This is a genomic window from bacterium SCSIO 12844, from assembly GCA_024397935.1.
GTDB lineage: Bacteria > Pseudomonadota > Gammaproteobacteria > Francisellales > Francisellaceae > M0027.
Window position 1 is genome coordinate 3,073,715 of the sequence record CP073743.1, and the last position, 25,356, is coordinate 3,099,070.

Genomic DNA, 25,356 nt, shown 5'->3' on the forward strand with positions numbered 1-25,356 from the left:
AAATACTCACTAAGCTTTCAATAACTTCAATTTGATTTCATCCAACATTCTAATCGCAATCTGATTTCGATCAAAATACATTGCAACAAAATCCTTAATTCTTTTATGATCAAATTCTTCAACTTTCATTTGAGCAATCGCTTGATTTAAACTTACTGCGTCTTCTGGTTCAAACGCGATACCAGCTTGTGCTTGATTAATAACAATATCTCTAACTTCTCCTTTAACACCCATTAAAATTGGCTTACCTAGTGCCATTGATTCAAATACTTTTGATGGAATAACCGTTTCAAAAAGCGGCGTATTTTTTAAATGGACAATACTAGCATCCAACATATTAGTTACTTCAATGGCATCAAAGCGACTACCACTATCGATAAACGTTACATTATCTAAAGTTTGTGCTTGTGATTTAATTTGCTCAGCATAAGCACCTGTACCCATAATTATAAAATGAACCGATTGATCTTCAGTTAACTTAGCGGCCTCTATGATTGTATGAACACTATGTGCCATACCAATTGTACCAATATAGCCAACTAAAAATTTTTCACCAATCTGATACTGTAATTTAAGAGACTGAACATCTAAGGGTGGTTTGATTTGACTAAAGTCTATACCATTTTTACAGACGATAATTTTTTCTGGGTCAATGCCATCCTGTTGAATTAATATATTTTTAAAACTATCTGTGACTGAAACAATCATATCAGCTTTTTTATATAGTCGTTTAACTGACCAACCAAATAATCTCAATAGCAAATTTTGTTTTCCCATCGCATCGACTGCAACTACTGATTCAGGCCATAAATCACGTAATTCAAAAATAAATGCCTTACGCTTAAGCCTTGCTACAAACCAAGCGGCAAATACTGAAAATGGCTGAGGAGATGTACCAATCACCAAATCAACTTTTTTGATAAACAAGCCTTGTATAGATGCATGCATGCCAAAGCTTAAATAATCAACAATACGTTTAAATGAGCCTTTATTTTGTGCAATAAAGCTTTTTATACGAATAACTTCTATTCCATCAACTACCTCTTTAGATCGCCATTTGTTTTTATAACCTTGAAACACCTTACCCTTTGGAAAATTAGGAACGCAAGTTAATATAGTCACCTGATAGCCTTCTTTAACCCAAATTCTTGCATGATCATAAAGACGGTTTGCAAGCGCATTCGACTCTGGATAGAAATTATCTGAAATAAATAAAATATGCTTCATTGATCATCCCATCTAATCATAATACTCGCCTTATGCGTTTGATTGTCTAATTGGTAGCTAAATGTTTTTGTTGGTTGGAGTGTACCAAATGTTAGCGCATATTGACTATCTTGTATTTTATATACACCACTAAATTTAAGCATTATATCTTTTTGATTCGGCAATGTGATAGTAATGCCTTGGCTGGTAGTTTCTGTAATTTGACACAGTGGGTGTAAATGTAGTAAAAGTTGTGCTTTTTGACTAGTCTCTAATTGATCAGTAATTAATAACTCCCCTGACCTAAATTGCCATTGCCGCCTATGAATGGCTTTGTTTTCAAGGCGCTGATAACCATTATGCATTGCAGTAATGTGGCATACACCACCTTGAGAGTTTCTCTCTATTATTTGTGTTGTTGCTCGTCTAGCTACTCTAAAGCTACCCCAGATTTCAGATGAATTATGATCAGCCATTACTAATGTATTATGCGCTTTTGTACTGCGTTCAAAATAACGACGTTGAGAGTCTCCATAGCATGAAGTACCCAAATTAACAAAAACCGGAAAACCATCAATAATTAATTCAAATGACAAATTATCTGCATGTGCATGCCCTGGCAAATAAGAAGCACCAATATCAGCTGTATCTAAAATAGCTTTAATACGAGAAAAATTATATACTGTATAACCTGTTGCATCTAAAATGGTTAAGCCTGTTTTAGGACTCGATTGATACTCAAAACCAAGTCTTTTGGCGTAATCAAATAAACTTCTAGGTGCCTGAGCAATCTGATCTGCTGCATCATTAAAGTAACTAATCGAGTCATCATTTCGCCTCATAAGGTCTAACCAGCTTAGCATTTGATTGATTTGATTCGACCATAAAAACAAATCAGAACGCCCATAAAGATCAAATATCGCCTTTAAATCCAATAAGCCTTCTAAGATAATGCTATGATACATAGCTGATAGTTCAAAATGGCCACCATCCGCTAAAACTTGTTCTTTTATTTCTTTTTTTAAACCATTTGAACCTTTTTTAAGCCAAAGGCTTGCTTCTTTTGATTCAAAAAATAAACCCGCAAAACAAAGTGCCTTAAAATTCTCAAATAAATGATTACCCAAGATATGATATTCACAAATTTTATTTAAATAACGTGCTTGAACATAAAGAGAGTACTTTATTTTTTCACTGACACTACCACCGAGTAAAACATATTTAATGATATTTACAATACGTAATGATATTGGATATGGCTCCCATCCATTACCTCGCTTTGAGATTGGATTTTCTTTTTGCCAACGCTCTAATAACTGATAAGATAAAGCACGATGATGTAAATTCTGAGCATTTAAACTATCAAAATAATGTAAGTTATATAACCAAAGCTTTGCTTGATTTTTATCATTCCAAATAGCACTACTTGAAATATCAACACAGTGATTTAAAAAACAAGCTTGCCTATTGTTAAAATAACGATGCCTTTTATATAAAAATAACGAATCAGTGGCTTCTCTATAAGTATTTATTTTAAGATAATCAACTTTCTCTGAGACTGATGGCTTTATCAATCGATACCATAAGCGAAATATAATTTGCTTGAATTTTAGATATTTAATTGTATGATAATAAAGACTTAATTTTCTTAAAGCCATCATTTTCTTAAAAGTTCAGCTATTTCGATCGACACGCGAGAAACTTCCATAATCTCTTCAAATAAAATAGGTGCAGCCGAACCTGTTTGAATCGCATCAATAAAAGCCCTAACACACTCGCTTTGTCCTTTATCTTGTTTTTTTAAATTTTGTTTTTTAAAGCCACTAAAACCAAAGCCTGTAAGCTTTCTAAAATTATCTAATTGTAAAATCTTCCCATCGCAAAACACTTCCAGACGTTCCTTAGGAAAGGATTTATGCCCATTGGCTAAGTAATGAATACTGCCACAAGAACCATCAGCAAACGTTAAAGTAATCATCGCTTTGTCATCATCTCCGCCAACACTAGAACTAACAGAGACAGCAGAATATGAAACAATTTTACTTTGAGCTAAGAACCTTAATAAATCTATAAAATGACAACCCTCACCGACAATTCTACCACCACCTACGGCTACATCTTGTGTCCAATGCGCTTGTGGTATCTCGCCTGCATTAACCGTCATAATAAATGATTTAGGTGCTTTTTGTTGACCAATCAATCGCTTAATCGTTTGGACTTGTGGTGCAAATCGACGATTAAAACCAACCATTAATAACTTATCATCTGCTTGCTGATAAGCTGCTTGAATTTCATTAAGCTCTTCTATGCTTAATGCTAAAGGCTTTTCAACAAATACATGCTTTTTAGCCTTTAATGCGTTAATTACTTGTCTTGCATGCTGATTATGTCTTGTTGCGACTACAACCACATCTAAATTACTATCTTCATATAAAACATTTTCATCGGTAATTGATTCTTGAAAGCCAAGCTTTTTAGCAACAAGTTTTGTTGAAATACCTTGACTTGAAACAATACTTTTTAACGTGATGTTTGTGTTTTTAAATGCGGGTGCTAATACCCTTGATGCATAATTTCCAGCACCTAAAAAACCAACGGCTATGGCCTCTTTTTTTGATGCCTGATGATTAACGATTACTTGGCGTTTTAATTTAAGCTCTTGTTGCGCTTGTCTATAATTTAATACAATCCCTAATGCACTTTTATCATTTTCTAAAATAGCATATGCATCATTAGCATGATCAAATTCAAAACGATGACTAATCAATGGTTTAACATCTAATTTTTCAGCTGCCATCATATCTAGTACAGCTTGAAAGTTTCTATTTTCACTCCAGCGCACATAGCCTAGTGGGTAGTCATGACCCTTTTGTTCATAATCATCGTCATATCGACCAGGACCATAAGAACATGACACTTGAAATGTTAATTCTTTTTCATAAAAGTCAGCACGTGAAAACTCATTACCAATCACACCAACTAAGATAATTCGTCCACGCTTTCTACACATGGTTGCTGCTTGGTGTAAAGGTTCGTTACTTTTAGTCGCTGCAGTAATAATCACAGCATCAACACCATTACCCCTTGAAAAAACCTCAGCAGCAGCAACTGGATCACTATTTTCAGATAAGTTAACGACTTCTGCACCAAACTGTCGTGCTAACTTACATTTATTTGCATCGAAATCAACACCTAAGACACGACAGCCAGAAGCTTTTAATAACTGCACTGTAATTAAGCCAATTAAACCAAGCCCAATAACAGTAAAACATTCACCTAGTGTTGGTTTTGATAATCGAATACCCTGTAATGCAATAGCAGCAAGTACTGTAAAAGCAGCCTCTTCATCACTAACAGTATCAGGTATTTTTGCACACAAATTTTTTGCTACTCTAACAATTTCTGCATGATTTCCATTAGAGACCACTCGATCCCCTACTTTAAAACCAGAAGCATTCTTACCTACTTCAAGTACTTTACCTACATTACAATAACCTAAGGGTATTGGTTGGTCTAGTTTAGCTTTCACTGCTTCAAGTGTCGTTGCCAAACCATCTGTTTTTATTTTTTCTAAGACCATTTTTACCTTATCAGGCTGTTGCTTGATTTTACCTAAAAGACTTGCCTTACCAAATTCAACTAGCATACGCTCAGTTCCTGCTGAAACTAAGCTTTTCGTCGTTTCAATTAATAGCGCTCCAGCACTATTTTTTGGACATGGAATATCTTCTATGACAGTTTCACCTGTCTTTAAAGACTGTAAAATCTGCTTCATTATCACTAATCAACCTTAAGGTAATTCTCATAATAAAATTAATCATACCGACACCAACTACAGTTGCAAACCATTTTATCTGAATTTAATGCTACAAAGCTTATTAATGATTGCTTTATAATTAATTGTTTATCGCTTAAAATAAGTACAAAACAATTATCTGTATTTTAAAAATGTTCAATAATCAGTTAGGCAAAATTTTAGTTGTTGGTGGCGCAGGCTACATCGGCTCGCATGTTGTATTACATTTACTTAAAAATAATTACCAAGTTGTTGTACTTGATGATTTATCAACTGGTACACAAGATGCTGTATTAACAGAGCATTTTTATCTGGGTGATTTAGCAGATCGAACATTATTAAAGCAAATATTCTCTGAACATCATATTATCGGTGTTATGCATTTCGCTGCTTTAATTGTTGTTGATGAATCAGTTAGCAAACCGCTTGAATACTATCAGAATAATTTTATCAAACCACTCACTCTATTAGATGAAATGATCAAACATCAAATTCATTATTTTATTTTTTCTTCAACAGCTGCAGTTTATGGCGAACCTCAATACACACCTGTTGATATCAACCACCCCAAAAGGCCGATGAATCCGTATGGACAGTCCAAATTAATACTTGAAGCAGCTTTAAAGGATTTTGATCGCGCTTATGGACTTAAATCTACGGTTTTGCGTTATTTCAATGCTGCTGGAGCTGATCCCAAAGGCTGCATTGGTTTTCATGAACCCATTACACATTTAATTCCACAAGTACTGAAAGCTGCCTCAGGTAGGAAAGAAGCCATTACTATTTTTGGTAATGATTACAATACAAAAGATGGTACCTGTATCCGAGATTATATTCATGTTATGGATTTAGCCTCTGCCCATATACTGGCTTTTGAACAATTACTATCAACCAAATACTCTCATACTTATAATCTCGGTAATGGTCAAGGCTTCTCCGTATTAGAAGTCATTGAATCGGTTAAAAAAATAACCAAAAAAGACATTAAAGTGATTCAATCGAATCGGCGAGCTGGTGATCCAGCGATTTTAATTGCTGACTCAAGCGATGCTAAAAAAAATCTAAACTGGCAACCACAATTTAATCAACTAGATCAAATTATACAAGATGCCTGGCAGTGGGAGTTAAATCCAAAATGGCATTAGATCAAATACTTAGTTACTAATTTTTTGCAATAGTTTTAATTTAGCATTACTAAACATATTGATTAACGTATTACCAAGTATATAAATAATCATTGCTACTGTACCAAAATACCATAATACAAAATTAAGATGCGTATGAATATATGAATGCGCCTTGGCTAAAACAAACCAGCTTAATGGGCTTAAAATCGATATGATTAAAAGAGGTAGTTGCTGCTGTTTTTTCTGATCACCATAAAAATAATGATAAATGGCAACAAATAAAGATATCATTAATAAATACTTAAAATAAGCACCTGATATACCATATAATAAAGGTGTTGGATAGGATGGAAACCAAAAAAAGTATAATAACACTATAATCAGTACAGGTGCATCTAAACTTTCGGTATATGCAGATGAAAAATCCATAGGATTACCATAAGTGCGGCGTTCAACATCATGAATTAAAATATGTTTTAAACCTAAAATGATATTATTATCAATCAAATAGGCATGGATAATAATAGCCATCATAAAGCCAACTAAACTTAAAACTACTAAATAAATAATTGCTTTAAATGCAGCTAAACGGCTAAAGTGATCACCTGGTAGCACAAACGCACAAACAAATGGCATAGATGCAAATAGTAAAATAGCACTTAAGTACTCATATCCTGCTGCTGATTTAATAAATACCGCAAGTGCAAATAATAGCAAATACAGTGAATATAACTTTCTATTATTCCTATAACTATAAGCAAGAAATGAAAAAAAGACAGGCAAAAACCATAAATAAGACACCCAATATAAATTTCTAGCAAATAAGACCATCCACGGTGAGAAAAATACTGAGACAAGAAAAGCTAAAGCTAACCCCTTGTCATATATTCGATAAAATGCCCACACAAGCAATAATATTGATATTGCTGTTAAGGTTGAATTTATCCAATGAAGCATACTGATACTAGCGCCCAGTTGATTATAAATAAATGAATACCAAATACCTTGAATACCAATTTGACTACGATAGGGTATATATTGCATCTGGTTTGATTGATCTAATTGATAACGCCCCAAGCCAAAAGGTGTTGCATTATTTGGATGAGTATGTTGCTCAAGTGTCGCATCAATAACCAAATTTTGTGAGACTTTCGCATTAAATTGCTTAAAATGATTAATCGATACAATATTAAACAAATCTAAATTAAAGTTAAGCGTCAATAAAAGTAGTAGTAATAAAGCTAATCCAGCGCTTAGCGTATAACCATTTAAAGTATAATGTTTTAGCTTCAAACACATGCTATTAGCTACTCCTTATGCTTGTGATAATCATCCAAACTATGATATTTTTTGTTTTTCAGCAATGATATTGTCATTATCATAGCGATTATTAATAAGGAGTCCTAGATACTTAATAATAATCGCAAAGCAGATAAAGACGCCTGTAAATGAAATCGATAAAAATAGCATTAATGTTGTCCAACCTGTAACAATATTATTCAGAAAGAAATAAGCACTCATGGCATAAATTGCAGCTAATATGGATATCAATGCAAATAAGATCGCAAATAAAATCGCAATTAATTTACCTAAATTAGTAAATAGCAATAATAAATCTGTAGCAAAATCAATTGTTGAGAATTTAAGTTGCCATTTTTTATGCTTTGCCACCGATGATTGATACTTAATAAAGGTATAATTTAGTCCTGTATTACAATAGGCATATTTTCGATAGTGAATGACTTTATTTAACTGATTGACACGATTAACGGCCCTTCTTGATATTAAATGGACGCGACTTTTGACAAGTAGCGTATGCTTACTTGAATATCGACTGACTAATCTATAAAACCAATGCTCCCAACTACATTTATAGTTTTCAGGCTGTAAAAACACAAAGTCATGCCCAATTAAGCATGCTTCATACATCTGCCACAGACTATCTTTTGGATAATCAACCATCGAGTCTTCAAACTCATAAATAAAATCACCAATACTTGCATCAATGCCTGCAAGCATTGCCTGCTCTTTATTTACCTCATAAGGCAAATTAACTAAGTTAGCTGTAATCGGCTGATTATGTAATAACGCTCTGAGTGAATCAACGAGTGCTTTAGAAGCATTATTATCAACAAATACAAACTCGTAATGCTCAAAGTATATTTTCGAAAAATCTAACATATACTGCAACCATGTCTCTATATGCCGCGATTCTTTAGTCAATAATAAGATAATTGAAATATAATTTTTTTCTTTATTTAGCATGAATTCTATAACACCTCTTCAAGATCATAGATTGTATTAATTTTTCCTGAAAAAATAGATAGCATATCAGGGTTGGTGTGAGACTTTTTAATCAATGTCGGACGCGCATCATCAACTTCACTAGATTGTAAAATTGCTTTAACTGCATATAAGGATTTGTGATAGGTTAATGTAATCTGATCATTCAAATATCTTTTAACTAATTGCCTCATATGCGCAAATGCACTTGAAGGTTTATAAGCGCATAAATTACAGTTTGCTAATTGACTTACTCTACAGTCTGTTGCATTATTTTGACAACTAAAGTTTGGATGCGTAGCTATTGATACATTATGTGGTGTATGCATCACAGAAGTTAATGAGTGATAGCCTGATTTGCCAAAAGGCATTAATGAAAAAAAAGGCCCATCCATTAAGGTGATACCAATATCTTTAATATTTGATGAAACATTACAAAGTGCAATTTCACATAATTCATATTTTAAATTTAATGTCTCAAGCCCACAAAGTGTTAAGACTTGATTTAAACTCGCATAAGTTGCATTAATCAAATAATTGGCAGTAAAGTGGCCATGATTACTAATCAATTGCCAGTTTTGATTACTGTGATTAATTTTATCCAATACTGCTTTATAATAAATATCACATTTACCGCTGGCATTTAGTTGACTTAATAAATATTCGCCAATCAATTTTGCATCAAAAGCATACTCTAGTGTTTCAAAGGCATTATCACAACTACCTTTTTTAAAGTATTTACTGGCTGTAATTGGCGCTATTGGAATACTGGCAGAGTGACAAAATTTACTGAATTGCTCTGCATTGGTATAAGAGAATTGATTAGCCAGTGCATAGATTTTTGTAAAACGTTTTAAAATTGCAAAATCAAACTCATCAACAAATCGATCAAAATAATAAGCTGATTTTAGTGCAGTTGCATAGCTTCTTGGATAATGATAGCCATTATGAACGCGTGCTTGATTAATCCAACTGGCACGTTTAAATGGTGCATTTTCATGCTCCAAAATAAGTACTTTTTGCCCCTTTTGTATACACTTTAGTGCTGCATATAATCCAAATATACCACCGCCTAAAATTATTTTATCATACTTGATCATGGCATTATGGATTATACTTTTTAAACAATAAGTTAACTAATACTTTCAACAACTGAAAATTCCCTTTAATAAAGCTTATCTTGGTCGGTATTTTACCTTTTTCAGGATAGCGTCTTGTTACTGGAATCTCAGTTACTTTATATCCAAGTTGGGGCGCTCTAACTGAAAGGTAAGCTAATAATTCATAGCTACGAAAAATTTCCCTAAATGGCTTAACTTTTTGATCAAGTAAATAGTTTTTTGAATAAGCCCTAAAGCCATTGGTTGTATCGCTAAAGTGATAACCTGCAATTAAGGAAATTACTGGAATATGAATCAGTTTAACTGCAATGTGTCTAATCAATGGTGTATTAATCGCTTTTCCATTTGTCATATAACGAGAGCCTTGAATAAAATCATATCCTTGGGCTAACTTTTTTGCCATCATGATGATATCTTCAACGCTATCTTTATTATTTCCATCGATTGTCACTATACCATCATAAGTTCTTTGATATAAAGCATAGTAGTAGCCCATTCTTAGCTGAGCGCTTAGCTTGCCTGTATCGCATTTAGTTAGTAAAAGTGATACACCATTAGCTAATAAAAGTTGTTCTGATAGTGACTGGTCATCACTACCACCATCACAAATAATAATATCAACATACTCACTAATATTAGCTTTATGCATACGCTTAAGCTGTGTTTTAATCTTTTCACCTTCATTAATCACTGGAATACAAAGACAGTATTTTTTCTTTTGTTTATGATACTCTTTAACCGTATAGTTAGGTATTTCAATTGTCTTCATATTATTTTCTATCTTGTATATACTGTTGTAATAAACTAAGTGATGCTTCTATTTGAGTTTTATCTGTATGAGTCATTTCAATAGATAAATAATGTTGATACTGATTTGATTTAACAATAGCTAAAAACTCATTAAGCCACTGAGTATATAGATGATGCTTTTCATTAAATGCATTTAAATATGGCATGCTAATGTGAATATGTTTAACATAGTCTAAACAATCAATAATTGACTCTGGCCTTTCTTGATTAATTAACATTGTACTTGTATCAATAATCATCTGAAAGCCATCACTTGAAACTGTTTCAACTAACCATTTTGCTTGCTTATGATTATTAATAAAATTAGTACCGTATACTTTTGGGTTGGCTTCAATACAAAAATAAACACTATGTTGTTGTGCATAGGCTCCAATTTCTCTAAAAAAATTAATCGCAATATGATTATCTAAAAGTTTATCGTGTTGTATACGTTGTTTGGGATTACCAAAAACTAATACAGGGCACTTCATTGCTTTTGCATAAATAATGGCTTTTTTGAGATAAGATAATAAACGATTACGTGCGCTCTCAGATTCAAACAGTGCTAAGCCTTTGACACCAAATAATAACGATTGCATGCTAATAATTGGTAATTGATAATCACTCAGTAAATGATTTTTAATCTTAAGTGCCATCTTAATATGATCGTAAGGATACTCACTAAATCGCGTTGGTGCAATTTCAAGACCTGAAAATCCATAACGCTTTAATAGTGTATAATACTGATAATCATCACTTTTCCAAGCAATATTTGAAATAGCAAGCTTCACTTAAGTACATCCTATGATATATTGTTTAATTTCTTCTAACAGAGTTGCTTTACGATAGATATATTGATGATTATCTGCATATTTAGAGTACATATTATATTGAATGGGTCCTTTTGAGGTATGGTTATTAAACTCACTACCTTGAACATATTCAACGAGTTCATCAGCTGAAATTGGCTCTGATGATAGATTATAAATAGGCCAATTGTTACTGATCGCTTTATTAATATCATTAAACAGATTTTTCAAATGATAAAACTGAAAAACACTACGACTATCGGTGAAGTTTAATGATGAAAAGCCTTTCGTTTTAAACATTCTAATTAGTTGATCTTGAACTGCTCTAGGCAGACTTTCTTTAAGTTTATAACCTAAATCCGTTTTTATATAATATTTTAAAATAAAATCAATTTCTTCTATATTATATTTAGATGATAATTGATCCCAAGTACTGATATTAATTAGTCTTGCTAGTGGGTTTATTAAATCAAAAATCAAATTTTTCTTTAAACCTTGACCGAATAAAGCTGGCAGACGAATGATATGGTAGTTTTTAAAGTTTTCATTTTGCATCACCCATTTTTCAAATTGATAGCGATTATATCCATAGGCATCCTGCTTAAGTTCATTAGGTCTATCATCTTCATTAACAGAAAGTGGTAAGTCATAAATATCGACTGTCGATATTAGAACAAATCTCTTGACCCTAACCTTAGATAAATGCCTTTTTAATTGGCTAATCTTTGCATAATCTTCTTTTGGATGTTGGTTAGCTCGCCACTTTAATGCGCTAATACCAGCACAAATGACAAACTCAATTTCCTTATCTTCTATTTCATTTATATTTTCACGATTATAACGAAGATCAAAATGATTCTCTAAAGACAAATTTGAGCCAACAAAACCACTATATCCAATCAAGGCACTTTTAAAATACATCGTTTATTATTTAATCTCTATAGACAAAAACCTTTATCAAATAATAATTTAAAAGAGTAACCAAGGCAATAGTAGTTATTTGTGCAATAACTTCATGTAACTTAAACTCTGAAACTAAAGTATATAAAACGATTAGATTCACTAGCAATGTTAGACAATAGACAAAGGCATATTTTAACAAACCTTTAAACATAATATTGACATTAAAGACCCACAGTGATGTAAAAACATAACCTTCAATAATGCCAAAAATATAAGTAATTGAACTTGCAACTAAATAATAAACACCAATATGTAATAACAAGATAAATAATAATAAAGAAATTAAAGTATTCAATCCGCCTGTTAATAAAAACATTATAAAATACTTTTGCTTATTAAACATTTCAAGCCATAGATACTGATTAAATTGACGTTATATTATGATGAACTAGCTGCTCTTTTTCCTGATAATTTGGATAATTAATCAAAACCGCCTTATACTTACCTTTAAAAACAAATAAACTGCCACAAGCAGCGCCAATAATAGGATATTTTGCAATTAGCTTTCCTACATCATCGAGACTACCTGCACCACCTAATACAGTGACAGGTACTCTGGTATGTTGATGCACCATATTGACTAAATCAAAATCATAGCCCTGCATCATACCATCATGATCAATTGAATTTATAACAATTTCACCAACACCAAGCGCTTCTATTTCTTCAATGAACTTTAATAAATCAAGCTTTGTCTTTTCTGTCGCATTATGTGTATAAATTTGATAGCCACCAAATAATTTTTTCTTAACATCTAAAATAGCAACAACACTTTGAGAACCAACTTCTGAGGCAATCTCTTGAATCACATATGGGTGCTTTACAATTGATGAGCTTAATGCAATTTTTTCAACACCTAGAGAGAAAATTTTACTTGCTTGTTGAGCTAGTTTAACACCACCACCATAACACATTGGCATTCGACATTCACAAGCTAAATTTTCAATCATCTGATAATCTGGCTCTTTCTCTTTAACTGTTGTATCAATCTCTAGTACAACCAGTTCATCTGCTTCTTTTTCATTGAAAATTCTTACAGCATTAATTGGATCACCAACGTATTTACCATCTTTAAATTTAACCGTTTTCACTAATCCTTTATCTTTAATTAAAAGACAAGGAATGATTCTTGGAAATAACATTGATTTAAAGCGCTCCAAAGTTCTTTAAAAAAGTAATACCATTATGATGACTCTTTTCAGGGTGGCACTGCATACCATAAATATTGCCCGCTTGAATAACTGAGCTAAATTGATCACCATAGTGTGTTGTTGCAATGATATTATCTTGATGATGACACTCAAAATAATATGAGTGCAAAAAGTAAAATCTTGCATGCTCATTTAATCCTTCAAACAAAGGATGCTGAGTTTTTGGGGTAATGTGATTCCAGCCCATATGCGGTAGTGGCAATTGTTGTTCATTGCTACTTTGCTTAAATTTATGTACTTTTCCCTTAATCCAGCCAAGCCCACTAAGCTTGCCTTCATCACTGTCTTCTGCTAATAATTGCATTCCAACACAAATGCCTAAAACAGGCAATTTCTGTTCTAATACTAAACGATCCAATCTATCCCTAAGACCTGAATTAGATAGTTTTTTCATCGTATGATCAAATGCACCAACACCAGGAAGAATCAGTTTTGTCACTGCATTAAAATCTGCTTGCCTCTGAACTAATTTATAGTCAAAATTTAAACGCTTATAAATCGTTGCAAATGCATTGATATTACCAACACCATAATCAATAATCCCAATCACCGCTTGCCACCTTTTTCTAATTTAAATAATCGCATAACCTTGGCACCAAGATCATAGATAGCTTGTTGTGATTTATAATCTTTATAGGTTTTATTTTCGGCCTTAAAATATGATTCTAGTTGATCAGCATTAATACCAAGTTTTGTCGCAATATATTCAAAATCATGTTTAATCATTTCAGGGTCATAAGCTGGTGTTTTTAATTTCTCTATTGCTTCTTCTCTTGTCATCTGCCCTGTTAGGATTAGGCTTGAGTATTGAACTTTGCGTGTATCATAACCAAATTTTTCAGGCAACCAGTAGCCCTCATAAAATTTAGTAAAGCGTGACTCAAAATGTTTTTGAGCATAGCGCTGATAACCTAATTCTTTTTCTAAAAACTGTGTTGCTTCTTCTTTAATATACGGAATATAATCCAACGGTCGAATTAATTTTACTTTCTTGATATAACGTAAATAGACTTTATGCCATAAAATACTTGTTAGTGGAAACCTCTTTAATGGCTGTCTACCAAATTGGCGATGAATATCTTTGATTTGTCTAGAATCAGACTGATAATACATCCACTCTAGTGGGTTTCTAATACATTCAGTTGAATAATTACCACCTGTTAAAATATATTTTACCTTATACTGATTTGCAAATTTATACATTGTTGCAAAAAATGCATGGTCTTGTGGTGTATCAATGTGGGAGACGCCTGACTTAAAAAACGCTAACTGCAAATCTTTCATCTCTTCCCAGTCGATCACTTCTGTATATAGATCAAGGCCTAATTTATCAACAATTTGCTCAATATTATGCACGGCTTGCTGGGAGTTCCAACCGGCATCAACATGAAAGACCAATGGTCTTAAATTTAACTTTTCTTTTGCGTACCAAGTCAAATATGAACTGTCAATTCCGCCACTCATACCAATAATACAGTCAAAGTCTTTACCCTTACCAGCAGCTCTAATTTTCTCAGCCATAACATTTAACTGCTGTTGGCCTTTTTCATCTGTATGCCAAAAGGGTAATATATCCTTATAAAATGTATTACAATGATCACAAACACCTTTCTCATCAAAAACAATTTTACTGTCTGTGGTATCCATAACACAATTTGTACAAATTTGGTAATGGCGAGTTTCTGACATTTTATCTCCACTATATTTTTTATCTATGTTGTAATCAATCGCAATGAGCATACATCATCATATAGTTAAAATCTACTAAAGGCGCTTCTTAGATGCTTGATAACATTGATACAAATAACGAAACGTTTCATCTGAAGTTTGCCGCCAAGAAAACTGCTTAACAATTTCAAACGCTTTTAATGCCATTGCTTCTCTTAAAGCACTATCTTGTAATAATGGTTTGACAGCTGTAACAATTGAGTCAATATCTTCAGGGTCAAAATAATTACCAGCATCACTTAAGACCTCAGGCATAGGACCTCTATTTGATGATGCAACTGGTAGCTTAGCTGCCATTGCTTCCATTAAAGTAATTGGCATATTCTCACAACTTGATGCAAAAATAAAAATATCAGCTTTTTTAAGATAATCAGGAATTTGATGATGTTCTACAAACGGCGTTTGCGAAATAAAATCACCTTGAGGATCTACTTCTTTTAAAGCTTCATCAACTAATGCTTGCGCTTTACCACTACCACCGCCTACAAGCTTTAACTTAATATCAAATCCAAGCTTGCGTAACTTACCCATTGCTCTGATTACATTCCACTGATGTTTATACATAGCGGCATTGGAAATATATAATAATTCAATATGATCTTTTTGATCTTTAATCTCTCGATTCTGTCCTACTGTTAGAAACGACTGATCAATACCATGAGGTATCACATGATAATTAATAAGCCCTGTTGTTTTTTGTATTACATCCGCTGCATATTGGGTTAAAAAAATACTCCCCAATGCGCTTTTTAACGATTTTTTTTGAACATATTTTAATACCCACAGCCTAAGCCAAGCTTTCGATGGCCAATAGCGCTTCATTGCGCCTGGTTCAAATGACAGCATATCTTGACTAATGGTAACTGATGGCTGAAATGGGCAAATACTACCAGCATCGGTATTTAAAACCATATCACAGTGATTGTTTTTTATTTCAATTGGTAAGTGTTTTTTTTGCCAATATAGCTGATGGACAATTGATTTTTTTAAAACACCTGGCGAGTGCTTGACTAACCAGGGTTGATCAGCTACTGCATTAGATAATCTCTCATATGCCCATAAATGAACTTGTTTAATGCCAAGCTTTGTTGGATCTTCAGATAATATACCGACCAAATGCGCAATCGCACCGCCTGATCGATTTCTTGAGGCATCAATTGCCAAAATCATTAAACCCTTACTCCTACTACGTTAAACACTCTTAATTTAAGAGGTTTGATTTAAATAAGTTGATAGATACTGGTATAACTGATCTATTTTGTGTTGCCACCTATAGTGTTTATCCATAAGCACACGTGCATTATCAGCAATTTCAGATAACTGATATGCACCTTGAGCCGTATTAACTAATACATCTAATAAAGCTTTTGGGTTATTTGCTGCTAAATAATGAAGTTTATCTTTTGCCTCTGGTATACCATAAAAGCCGACTGAGTAGCCGATAACAACTCTCGACATTGCCATACCTTCAAGTACTTTATTTAAAATGCCACAGTTTTTTAACACCGGTGTTAAAATGAGTGAATATTTTTCATAAACCACACGTAAATCGTCAACACCACCGATGATATTAACACCTAAATGCTCATAGCTTTGCATAATATCAGGCTTAATACGACTAACAATGGTTAAGCTTGCAGAAGGTACCTGTGCTTTAAATGCTTGCCATACTTCTTTAATAAAACGCTCAATATAAATTAAATTACCACCAGTTAAACCACCAACAAATAATAGATCAGATGCTTGATTATGCGTAATCTTTTTTTCTGTTGAGAAATAGTCAACATCAACACCATTTGAAACAACAAGCGTTTTAATTGATGAATTCAGTGCTCGAATATAACTTGCATCAACCTCTGAAACAAAATGACAACAATCAAATAATGGATAGGTCTGTGCTTCAAAACGTTTTGATTTTCTATAATTTAAATAAACCAATAAATGCTTAAGTTTGGACTGGTGAATTTTATAATGTAATTCATTATAAAAAGCCAATGACATCGAATCATTTGGTGAAATTATCTTAATCATTTGATTCGGTATCGCCTGATAATATGGTGCTAGATATTCGGCATCTATCACACATAGCTTTGGTGATAAATCAGTCAATTTTTGATTAAGATTTTCAGCGACTACTTTATCAAAAGCACCAACAATATATGATGGCTTAAAAGATATTAAAAATTTTAATAGCTTTTTTAATTTCGTTAACTTTTTTTTCTTTTTAAGAACATAAAAAAATTTGATACCCAACTTATTAAAATAGGTTTTATTTTTTGCTATATTTTCATCACTATCATCTGTGATGACAATAACAGCCAAGTTCAGGTACTTTAATAATAAAGTAATCATATAATAGCTTGGAATTCTCATACCATTAATCGGTGGATAAGGTAACTCCCCACACACAAAAGCAATATCAGGCTTAGTAGTATGATGATCACTAATTAAATTAGTACTTTCTTCTTGCTTCATTTAATTACTTTAACCTTTTGTCATGATCACACGCTCAAATAAAGCAATATATCGGTCAATGACCGCATCCCATGTATAAGTTTCACTTAGTACTTTAGCATTTTTCTTCATATGATTTCTTAAGTGTTCATTCTCGATAATGGTTTTAATTGATGTTACTAACTGAGATTTTGGTGCTTTAAGTAAAAAGCCACTATAAAAATCTTTAACTACTTCACGTGCAATACCCACATCTGTTGAACAAACAGGCACACCATAGAATAAGGGCTCTAAAATATTATGGCCAAAGGTTTCGATTTTAGATAATACAATTGCAATATCTGAGCGATCTAAAACCCAGGGAATATATTTTCGATCCACACGTCCAGGCATTACGACATTATCACCAATACCAAGTGTGCTCGCTAACTGCTTTACTTCATCAAATAAAACACCACTACCTAATAAAACCAAATGTGTTTTCGGATTTTGCCTAATTGTATCAGCTAATGAGTATAGTAAATTCTTATGGCCTTTATGTTTATGGAACTGCGCTAAGTAAACTATTTTAATTACATTTTGATCATCTAATACTTGTGCGAGTTTTTGATGCTCTGGTCTAATGAGTTCTTCTTGAGATAATCCTAAAGGAATAATACCACCAATATTTTTCTCAAAAATACGTTTTGAGTTAGCAAAAACATCCGTTGTATAGGCACACTGGAAATTAACATAGTCAGCATATTTTAAAAATTTAAAAGAATAATAATAAGATAACAATGGTCGATAAAATTTCCCATGACGAAACGCATTTAAGCGTATATAAAGAAATAACTTATCATGATACTTTTTTTTATAAGGAATTAAACTTGAAAACTGTAATAAGCCTTGTGTTAAAACAATCACTTTATCATACGTTTTATCATTTAATTTCTCATCAATTACATCACAAAAGCATAAGTAGTTATCAACTATTTTTATTTGATTTTCAGGAACTTGCTCTTTAACTTTATGCCATAATCCCTCATTTTGCTCACCTTTTTCAGATAGCAATAAAAAATCAAATATTTCGTAATTGTTTAACCTTTGCGAAAACTTTATTGATAATTCTGCAAAATGATATAAAAGGCCGACATTTTTCATCGAAGCCATAAACACGATACAAGCTTTCAAATAAATTACTCTCTATCTAAAATTCACTTTCAACACTGCATGCTATCGAGATTAGTCTTAAAATTCAATCCTAATTAAAAACATTATTTACAAAACCTAAGATAAAGATGTGATTAAATAGGTGTGTAATTGAGTGATTGACTCTAAAGACTGGTTGATAAACAAAGGTTCTTTGGCTAGAAGTTTTTTTATAACACGCGCATGATTTGCTTCAAAAACTACAATTTTATTTAATTTTCTTAAATGACGTTTTTCAACTAACTGAAATTTCATCAAATAGTAACATAAAGCTAAACCTTCTTTTATGCTAAGTTTTTTATTTGTTAAAAATTTTGATAGTAAGTCTATTAATTTATGATGAGATAAAAACAATATACTTTTGCTTAATTCCACATAGTTAAGTTTTCTACCTTGTAGCATAGAATCAATCAATACATAATTGCTCAATTTATTATCATCAGTTATCTGATGGCCATAAGTTAATAAATGCTCGATTATAGGTTTCAGTAGGTTTTTTTTATCAGCTAGGTTAAAACATGTAATGGTTAGCCGTGGCAATTGAGCATTAATTGTATTAAAAACATCTAAATACCGCCGCCATATGTTTGCCACATCGGCTTCATTTATTTGATGTAATTGAATTTTATATTCTAGTAATTGTGATATAGCTTTTAACTTAACTGTTAAGTCACCTTCAAATTGGCTGATTAAATACTGTATATATGGATTATCATGTGTAATTTCATACTCATTAATCCTATCTGGTTCACCAGCAGCTAATGCGATCGCTAAACAAACAAGGTCAAGATTTCTCGGATGATAATCAACATTATCTCCATCAATTAAAACAAGCTTATCTTGATAGTACATAATATTTGACGGTACTAAATCACCATGTTGAATGGATATATCTTGACTATGTCTATCATTAAGTTTGTTGGTACTTAATAGGTTTAAACACAAATCTATATCTTGAGGAGTAAAACTTTTTTTAGCTATAAATTGTTTCGATAAAATAATATATTTATTAACACGCCGATAGCCTTTAAAAAACTTAACCAGCTGATTTGATAAAACTTGATAACCATTTCGATAAATAGTCATACAATAGTGCTTATTTTGTTTATTTTGATAAAATAGAACAAGCTTTTTCTCTGCTATAATCATTTGTGACAAGTGACGCTTTCTCGTAAATAAAAATAGACAAAACCACTTCAATGACAAAATTAACGTTTTAAGATATTGGCTAGATTTTCTAATATAACTATCTGCACTATTTTCACGTTTTATTGTTGTTTTTAACAATTTTAATATCATAGTTTAGTCACTTTTTTGACATATCAATTGAACGACATAATCAGCTACCTCAAGTGCAGAACTATCGGCAGGCACGACACTGAAGTGATTTTTCTTTGCAAACTCCAATAACCTTTGATTAAAATTTTCTATATCCGATAGACCTAATTCACGTTTTCTCTGGCGAATAATCTCTGGCATCACCAAAAGAATAATCGTTTCTGTTGGTTTTGGCATAAGCTTTACTGCAATTTGGCGTACCCAATAATAAGCATTTGGATTAATACGTTCTGGAAAAAGTAAATAATCATAAATATAACGTTCACTAAAAATAAAACCACCTTTAACAAGCGCAGGGTAGACACTAAAATAATACTCAATGATAAAGTCTAACCAATGCCAGAGTAATCTAGCACTATGATAAAGCCTTTTTATCAAGCCACCTGTTTGATGTTTAATAACATGTGATTTTTCAACAACATGTGTTTCGTTATCGCTACTGATACTATCTGCTTGTGATTGCCTTGATAATGTTAGTACCCTTGGACGATTGTTCATTTGCTTTCTTAAGATGAACCTTGCATGGCGGTGAAATTTTTCGGCTAATAAATTGGCTATTGTTGTTTTACCTGCACCATCTGGCCCCATTAAGACAATAAATTTACCTGGTGGTGAAAATAATGATCTTAATTTCACCCAAAGACTTGCACATGCTGATTTAATAAAACCTAACATACTACCTTTGGTATAGTGAAATACGTATGAATTCAATACCTCGAGTGACTGTCCTTTATCAGATAAAATTTTCTCTAATATTGAGCGATATTTTTCCTTTTTATTAATCGTATATTCAACAAATAAATGCAAAAAATAATCATCTTCATTTAAAATGGGTATGCTACAATAAAATTTACGTTTCTTAATGGCATTATGTGTATCGAAATAATAACATTTCACAGGTAAGTTGATCAAAGCAACTTTATTATATTGATAAAAAAGCAGTTTAGTTGCAAGTTCAAGTGTAATTAACTGATTATCGTTAGCATAATAAATATAATAGGTAATACTAATATCAGCATGACGCTGTTGTGAATAGATAACAGCCGATGGTGGTAATAGCTTATAAATCTGCTGTTTGATTTTTTTAAATGATTGATTTGAAAATAAAAAATCCACATCTCCAGATGGATAACTTTCTAAAAGTGTTTCATAGTTTCGTAATACGACATAATCAAAAGATTGTTGATTTAACTGTTGAAAGAATAGTTCAAAAAAATTCATCTTTGTTGCCCAACTATCATCATATACAACCTAAAAACGAAATAAAGTATTATTAAAAAGATAAATGTATAGGTTGTTTTTATATCAAGCTGCTCACCTATAATTTGTCTAATTAGCCAGATCATCATAATATAAAAAGCACATAACTCCGCAGAAATGTTTTTTTGTTGAAACAATTTATAATAGATATAATGCCATATGCAGCTAATGATAAAAAATACCACAAACACAACCACTGCACTGCCAGTTAATATATAGATTGAACCTATTCCAGTAGATGAAACACCATTAATTTGATTGGCTGATTGCCCAATCACCATTTGAACATGATACTGTGCAATCGTAAGTTGATCATAATAGCTTGAATCAATTAACGGTAATATTAAGCCATGATGCAATGCTAAAACGATATGGTTTAAGTTATCTAACATTGAAATTCTCTGCGAGAGAATATCTAATACATTATATGGATCTACCAACAATAATGCTTGACTAAGTGGTATATCACTATCGGCTGCAGCACGATAGCCAATTGCAATATAAAATAAAACTAAAATAACAATAAAAGCTAAAACTATATAAAATAAATATTTAATTTTAAATAAAGAAATCAGCTTTATATCATTTCTCATCAGATAAGCTAAAAATATGCTGCCAATCCCAGAAACCATATTACCACGCCAGCCTAAATAAGCATTTCCAAAGCCATATAAAATAAAAAATATTACTACTGGCAAAGATAAAACCTTACGGCGAGTAAAACAAAGCATTGTAATATAAAATAGTAATGCCCAGGTTGTACCATTATAGGCAATAAAATTAATGATACTTGAACCTGAGGTAGGTAATTTACCTGGAATACCAATATCAAAGATTAAACGCAGATAAAAAAGAAATATACAACCAACAAAAATAATGCACTGTATCCATATAGACGTAAATACAGATGAATTAATTAACTGTTCAACATCTATCAATTTATCCCGTTGATAAGGTGTATTTAATTTAAATAATATACCTGGAATCGTAAAAGCAACAATAGAAATGATCACTAAAAAAATAGCATAACTATATTGGCTTTGAGCTCCTGAAAAAAAATAGCTAATAAAAAAGATTAAACAGTTAAAGCCAAAAAATACAACTAAAGGTGATATAATTCGACTATTTAATATAAAAAAACCATAGCCAAGAATAAATAAAATTAAACAAATTAACACTTACTACACCTCATAAATAGCAACAAACCTTAAATTTAGTTCAGCAAGCACAAGGTTATCATTATGCCTTCCATCTTAAAAGTACATTTAACCTATTTTTTATCGCTTACTAGGTTACCTTAGTGTTTAACAAAATAATACTTTAATATTTTTATAACAACCTGTCTTTCATCAGCCATAGTAAGAATAAACAAACAAAAAAATACTAAATTCATCATACCACTGACAAGGAGATGCCAAAAATCTGACATAAAAGGCATCCAATATACTAATAAAACATTAAATAAAATATTAAAAATTAAATACAAAATCAATTGCAAAACTAACATAGCATATTGCTTTAAACTTAGTTTCAGAAAACCAATTGCTTTTTTGACAACATACCAGTTATTTGTAGATAGCTGGGTAATTAAGAGTGCTACGCCAACACCAACAACACCATATAAATAGGCAAAAACAATACTCAAGATTAAGTTTAGTGCGCCAGCAATCAATGCTATTTTTGCAAATTTCACATAACCTGCTGCCATTGTAACCTGCCCACAAGAGACATGATGCACTTCTAATATAGTGCTAATACACATCACTACTAATAATGTAACATTGAAGCTAAATTTCTCACCTAACCAAAAATGCCCTAATTCAACATGATTAAATAAAATAAACACCGCCATAAAAATGGCTAGCATCGTTGCAAACTTAACATTAAAGATAAATAATTTATAGACACCTTGATGATCAGAAGCACCTTTTTTTGATGAAATAAATGGCACACTTGCACCATTAAAAATGCCAGATAAACCAATAATTGCAGAGCATAATTGCTTAATCACAGCAAAAACGGTAACTTCAACAACGCCAACGATAATCGCTAAAATAAATGCATCAATTTGAAAAATTAATACCGTGCCTAAAGTCATTAAAGACCACTGGATACATGGTTCAAATATTCGCTTTATGACAACCGTTTGTATTTTATTATTAGACTTTATTTTGAAATGGCGGCTTACATAATAGCTTGAAAATAAGCACAATAATAGAAAACTAAACAAATAAACTGCAGAAATACCAATTAAGCCACCACCCAAATAAAGTGCAATAGCTCCAAGTAATGCATTTATTGCTGATGCAATGGTTAATAACCATTTCTGTGTACTTACATAACCATAACCATAAATAAAAGCTAATGCAGGATTAGCAAGAAAACGAATAACAACGGCAATAGAGAATAAACTAAATGCAATGATAATATTGAGATCAACACTTTTATTAAATTCAATTACAATTAATGTAATCACTAGAACAACAAATACAATTAATGATAAAATACGATTCAATTTTCTAATTGTTGAATAAAGTAATCGCTCTCGATATTTTCTATTTCTTTTATAACTTGCAAGGCCTAATTCTCGACTTAATGTAGGGCTTAATCCAAAATCACATAAACTGATAAAGGTAAAAATGCCCAAGAATAAAAACCAGATACCAGCATTGACTGGATCTAAATAACGTATAACAAAAGCAGATTGTATCACACTGCCAAATAATCTAACGAAATAAGCGCAAAACCCTGAAAATACACCCCAAAATATAGACTTATTCACGATAATATTCCTAAAACAACAATCAACTAAAACACCACCTAAGTCTATTTAAAATGAATTCATAGCATAACAAGTTAATTTATTTCGCCCCAAAGCCAGTGATAATGATATATATTGTTTTTAATACAATACGTAAATCCATAATCAATGAATAGTGTTTGACATAATATAAATCATATTGCAGCTTTTTAAAATTACCTTCAGCACCAATTGCATGACCTTGGGTGACTTGTGCCCAGCCAGTGATACCTGGTTTTATTATATGGCGTAATCGATATAAAGGAATGTCTTTTTCAAATTGTTGAGCTGTTTCTATCCATTCAGGTCTTGGTCCAATTAAACTCATATCACCTTTTAAAATATTGATAAACTGTGGTAATTCATCGATACGAAACTTACGTATTAGCTGGCCAAAAGCTGTAATTCTTTGATCTGCATCTTCTGTCTCACCTTCTCTATCTGCATTTTGAATCATCGAGCGAAATTTATAAACTTTAAATGGCCTATTGTTTAAGCCCATACGATATTGGGTATATAAAATAGGCCGCCCCATGGTGATTAAAATAATTACAGTAACAACAATAAAAATTAACAATAATAATGGCAATAATACAAGTGCAAATAGAAATTCTATCACCCCTTTAAACCATCGATACCACAATGGAATACTAAACCCTGCATACATCCAGTTTTCATTTAATTGATCTAATGATAAGCGTTGTTCTATTAATTCTTCATAAGTACCAACCGTTAAAACAGGAATATCATGTTGGCTGGCATGTAGAATCAATTGCTCCCAGTCTTTTTGATAAGGATATTTTTTATTAATAATAATCGCTTGCGCTTCTTTTAAATCATTTTCAGTTACTTTTGCTTTTGTAATTAATTTTATTTTATAATTTAAAGCAACCTCATCTAATATATCAGGGTGAATAATAATTTTATAGGGATGGCCAAACGCATAAATAATCGCAAACCTTGCAATGCAGACGATAAAAAACCAACTAATAATCGTAGTTATACCAACAATAAATACATGACTACTACGATCAAGTGTTAGTGTTACTAAAACAACAATCACTATAAAAAGTACAAGCACCATAATCACATGAGTATAATACTCAAGTAACATCACAGAGCGTTGATAACGAAATAACCAACTAAATGAAAAAATTGCAATCAAGAATACTCGACTTTCTTGGCTAAGTCCAAAATGGGTTTGATAAACCAACATAAAGCCAATAAAAATGGCCAATTCTAAAATAAAAATTAAAACTGAAGACTTATTCATCTAAACC

22 protein-coding genes are annotated in these 25,356 nt (G+C 31.9%); 1 reads left to right on the forward strand and 21 read right to left on the reverse strand.

Annotated elements, in window-relative coordinates; genetic code table 11:
* Positions 1-9: 9 nt before the first annotated feature.
* From KFE69_13580 to KFE69_13590, 3 genes are read right to left on the reverse strand one after another with little or no spacing between them, the layout of a single operon-like run.
* Positions 10-1,227, reverse strand: a complete 1,218-nt coding sequence (locus KFE69_13580) for a glycosyltransferase family 4 protein (GenBank protein UTW42483.1) — start codon at positions 1,225-1,227, stop codon at positions 10-12.
* On the reverse strand, positions 1,224-2,864 hold the full coding sequence (locus KFE69_13585; GenBank protein ID UTW42484.1) for an alginate lyase family protein: 1,641 nt from the start codon (positions 2,862-2,864) through the stop codon (positions 1,224-1,226). The genes KFE69_13580 and KFE69_13585 overlap by 4 nt, the downstream gene beginning before the upstream one ends.
* A complete protein-coding gene (locus KFE69_13590) occupies positions 2,864-4,981 on the reverse strand; it encodes a bi-domain-containing oxidoreductase (protein ID UTW42485.1) in 2,118 nt (705 codons plus the stop codon). The genes KFE69_13585 and KFE69_13590 overlap by 1 nt, the downstream gene beginning before the upstream one ends.
* 173 nt (positions 4,982-5,154) lie before the next feature.
* On the opposite strand from KFE69_13590, the gene galE reads away from it, so the two are divergent.
* Positions 5,155-6,147 (forward strand): UDP-glucose 4-epimerase GalE, encoded by a 993-nt coding sequence (gene galE, locus KFE69_13595; protein ID UTW42486.1) that lies wholly within the window; start codon positions 5,155-5,157, stop codon positions 6,145-6,147.
* A gap of 9 nt (positions 6,148-6,156) precedes the next feature.
* On the opposite strand, the gene KFE69_13600 is transcribed toward galE, so the two are convergent.
* The 18 genes from KFE69_13600 to KFE69_13685 form a co-directional block, all read right to left on the reverse strand.
* On the reverse strand, positions 6,157-7,428 hold the full coding sequence (locus KFE69_13600; GenBank protein ID UTW42487.1) for a hypothetical protein: 1,272 nt from the start codon (positions 7,426-7,428) through the stop codon (positions 6,157-6,159).
* 39 nt (positions 7,429-7,467) lie between these two features.
* Positions 7,468-8,394, reverse strand: coding sequence for a hypothetical protein (locus tag KFE69_13605; GenBank protein ID UTW42488.1), 927 nt, complete (start codon positions 8,392-8,394; stop codon positions 7,468-7,470).
* 5 nt (positions 8,395-8,399) lie between these two features.
* Complete coding sequence (locus KFE69_13610) at positions 8,400-9,509, reverse strand: FAD-binding oxidoreductase (protein ID UTW44095.1); 1,110 nt, start codon at positions 9,507-9,509, stop codon at positions 8,400-8,402.
* Positions 9,510-9,516: 7 nt separating this feature from the next.
* Positions 9,517-10,302 (reverse strand): glycosyltransferase family 2 protein, encoded by a 786-nt coding sequence (locus tag KFE69_13615; protein UTW42489.1) that lies wholly within the window; start codon positions 10,300-10,302, stop codon positions 9,517-9,519.
* Position 10,303: 1 nt separating this feature from the next.
* A complete protein-coding gene (locus KFE69_13620) occupies positions 10,304-11,113 on the reverse strand; it encodes a sugar phosphate isomerase/epimerase (GenBank protein ID UTW42490.1) in 810 nt (269 codons plus the stop codon).
* Positions 11,114-12,052 (reverse strand): NAD(P)-dependent oxidoreductase, encoded by a 939-nt coding sequence (locus KFE69_13625; GenBank protein UTW42491.1) that lies wholly within the window; start codon positions 12,050-12,052, stop codon positions 11,114-11,116.
* A gap of 10 nt (positions 12,053-12,062) precedes the next feature.
* Positions 12,063-12,410, reverse strand: a complete 348-nt coding sequence (locus KFE69_13630) for a GtrA family protein (protein UTW42492.1) — start codon at positions 12,408-12,410, stop codon at positions 12,063-12,065.
* A 46-nt stretch (positions 12,411-12,456) separates the two neighbouring features.
* Positions 12,457-13,236 carry an AglZ/HisF2 family acetamidino modification protein gene (locus KFE69_13635; protein UTW42493.1) on the reverse strand — a complete coding sequence of 260 codons (780 nt, stop codon included), beginning with the start codon at positions 13,234-13,236 and terminating at the stop codon, positions 12,457-12,459.
* 4 nt (positions 13,237-13,240) lie between these two features.
* Positions 13,241-13,855 (reverse strand): imidazole glycerol phosphate synthase subunit HisH, encoded by a 615-nt coding sequence (gene hisH / locus KFE69_13640; GenBank protein ID UTW42494.1) that lies wholly within the window; start codon positions 13,853-13,855, stop codon positions 13,241-13,243.
* Entirely contained in the window at positions 13,852-14,994 is a 1,143-nt protein-coding gene (locus KFE69_13645) for an N-acetyl sugar amidotransferase (GenBank protein UTW42495.1), read from the reverse strand. Before KFE69_13645 ends, hisH begins: the two co-directional genes overlap by 4 nt.
* 75 nt (positions 14,995-15,069) lie before the next feature.
* Entirely contained in the window at positions 15,070-16,203 is a 1,134-nt protein-coding gene (locus KFE69_13650) for a glycosyltransferase family 4 protein (protein ID UTW42496.1), read from the reverse strand.
* Between the two features lie 36 nt (positions 16,204-16,239).
* Entirely contained in the window at positions 16,240-17,508 is a 1,269-nt protein-coding gene (locus KFE69_13655; protein UTW42497.1) for a glycosyltransferase, read from the reverse strand.
* 9 nt (positions 17,509-17,517) lie between these two features.
* Positions 17,518-18,639 (reverse strand): glycosyltransferase family 4 protein, encoded by a 1,122-nt coding sequence (locus tag KFE69_13660; GenBank protein UTW42498.1) that lies wholly within the window; start codon positions 18,637-18,639, stop codon positions 17,518-17,520.
* 117 nt (positions 18,640-18,756) lie between these two features.
* On the reverse strand, positions 18,757-19,977 hold the full coding sequence (locus tag KFE69_13665; protein ID UTW42499.1) for a hypothetical protein: 1,221 nt from the start codon (positions 19,975-19,977) through the stop codon (positions 18,757-18,759).
* Between the two features lie 3 nt (positions 19,978-19,980).
* Complete coding sequence (locus tag KFE69_13670) at positions 19,981-21,237, reverse strand: hypothetical protein (protein ID UTW42500.1); 1,257 nt, start codon at positions 21,235-21,237, stop codon at positions 19,981-19,983.
* Complete coding sequence (locus KFE69_13675) at positions 21,234-22,454, reverse strand: oligosaccharide repeat unit polymerase (protein UTW42501.1); 1,221 nt, start codon at positions 22,452-22,454, stop codon at positions 21,234-21,236. Before KFE69_13675 ends, KFE69_13670 begins: the two co-directional genes overlap by 4 nt.
* A gap of 119 nt (positions 22,455-22,573) precedes the next feature.
* Complete coding sequence (locus KFE69_13680) at positions 22,574-24,058, reverse strand: oligosaccharide flippase family protein (GenBank protein UTW42502.1); 1,485 nt, start codon at positions 24,056-24,058, stop codon at positions 22,574-22,576.
* A gap of 79 nt (positions 24,059-24,137) precedes the next feature.
* Positions 24,138-25,349: a sugar transferase gene (locus tag KFE69_13685; GenBank protein ID UTW42503.1), complete on the reverse strand. Its 1,212-nt coding sequence runs from the start codon at positions 25,347-25,349 to the stop codon at positions 24,138-24,140.
* Positions 25,350-25,356 lie beyond the last annotated feature (7 nt).

Bases quoted from the DNA above. Each gene is read 5' to 3' on its own strand.
- KFE69_13605 (UTW42488.1), bottom strand. From the start codon at position 8,394: ATGCTAAATAAAGAAAAAAATTATATTTCAATTATCTTATTATTGACT.
- KFE69_13670 (UTW42500.1), bottom strand. From the start codon at position 21,237: ATGAATTTTTTTGAACTATTCTTTCAACAGTTAAATCAACAATCTTTT.
- KFE69_13645 (UTW42495.1), bottom strand. From the start codon at position 14,994: ATGTCAGAAACTCGCCATTACCAAATTTGTACAAATTGTGTTATGGAT.
- KFE69_13615 (UTW42489.1), bottom strand. From the start codon at position 10,302: ATGAAGACAATTGAAATACCTAACTATACGGTTAAAGAGTATCATAAA.
- KFE69_13585 (UTW42484.1), bottom strand. From the start codon at position 2,864: ATGGCTTTAAGAAAATTAAGTCTTTATTATCATACAATTAAATATCTA.
- KFE69_13655 (UTW42497.1), bottom strand. From the start codon at position 17,508: ATGAAGCAAGAAGAAAGTACTAATTTAATTAGTGATCATCATACTACT.
- KFE69_13600 (UTW42487.1), bottom strand. From the start codon at position 7,428: ATGTGTTTGAAGCTAAAACATTATACTTTAAATGGTTATACGCTAAGC.
- KFE69_13650 (UTW42496.1), bottom strand. From the start codon at position 16,203: ATGATTTTGGCAATTGATGCCTCAAGAAATCGATCAGGCGGTGCGATT.
- KFE69_13635 (UTW42493.1), bottom strand. From the start codon at position 13,236: ATGTTATTTCCAAGAATCATTCCTTGTCTTTTAATTAAAGATAAAGGA.
- KFE69_13665 (UTW42499.1), bottom strand. From the start codon at position 19,977: ATGATATTAAAATTGTTAAAAACAACAATAAAACGTGAAAATAGTGCA.
- KFE69_13625 (UTW42491.1), bottom strand. From the start codon at position 12,052: ATGTATTTTAAAAGTGCCTTGATTGGATATAGTGGTTTTGTTGGCTCA.
- galE (UTW42486.1), top strand. From the start codon at position 5,155: ATGTTCAATAATCAGTTAGGCAAAATTTTAGTTGTTGGTGGCGCAGGC.
- KFE69_13660 (UTW42498.1), bottom strand. From the start codon at position 18,639: ATGGCTTCGATGAAAAATGTCGGCCTTTTATATCATTTTGCAGAATTA.
- KFE69_13685 (UTW42503.1), bottom strand. From the start codon at position 25,349: ATGAATAAGTCTTCAGTTTTAATTTTTATTTTAGAATTGGCCATTTTT.
- KFE69_13580 (UTW42483.1), bottom strand. From the start codon at position 1,227: ATGAAGCATATTTTATTTATTTCAGATAATTTCTATCCAGAGTCGAAT.
- KFE69_13630 (UTW42492.1), bottom strand. From the start codon at position 12,410: ATGTTTTTATTAACAGGCGGATTGAATACTTTAATTTCTTTATTATTA.
- KFE69_13590 (UTW42485.1), bottom strand. From the start codon at position 4,981: ATGAAGCAGATTTTACAGTCTTTAAAGACAGGTGAAACTGTCATAGAA.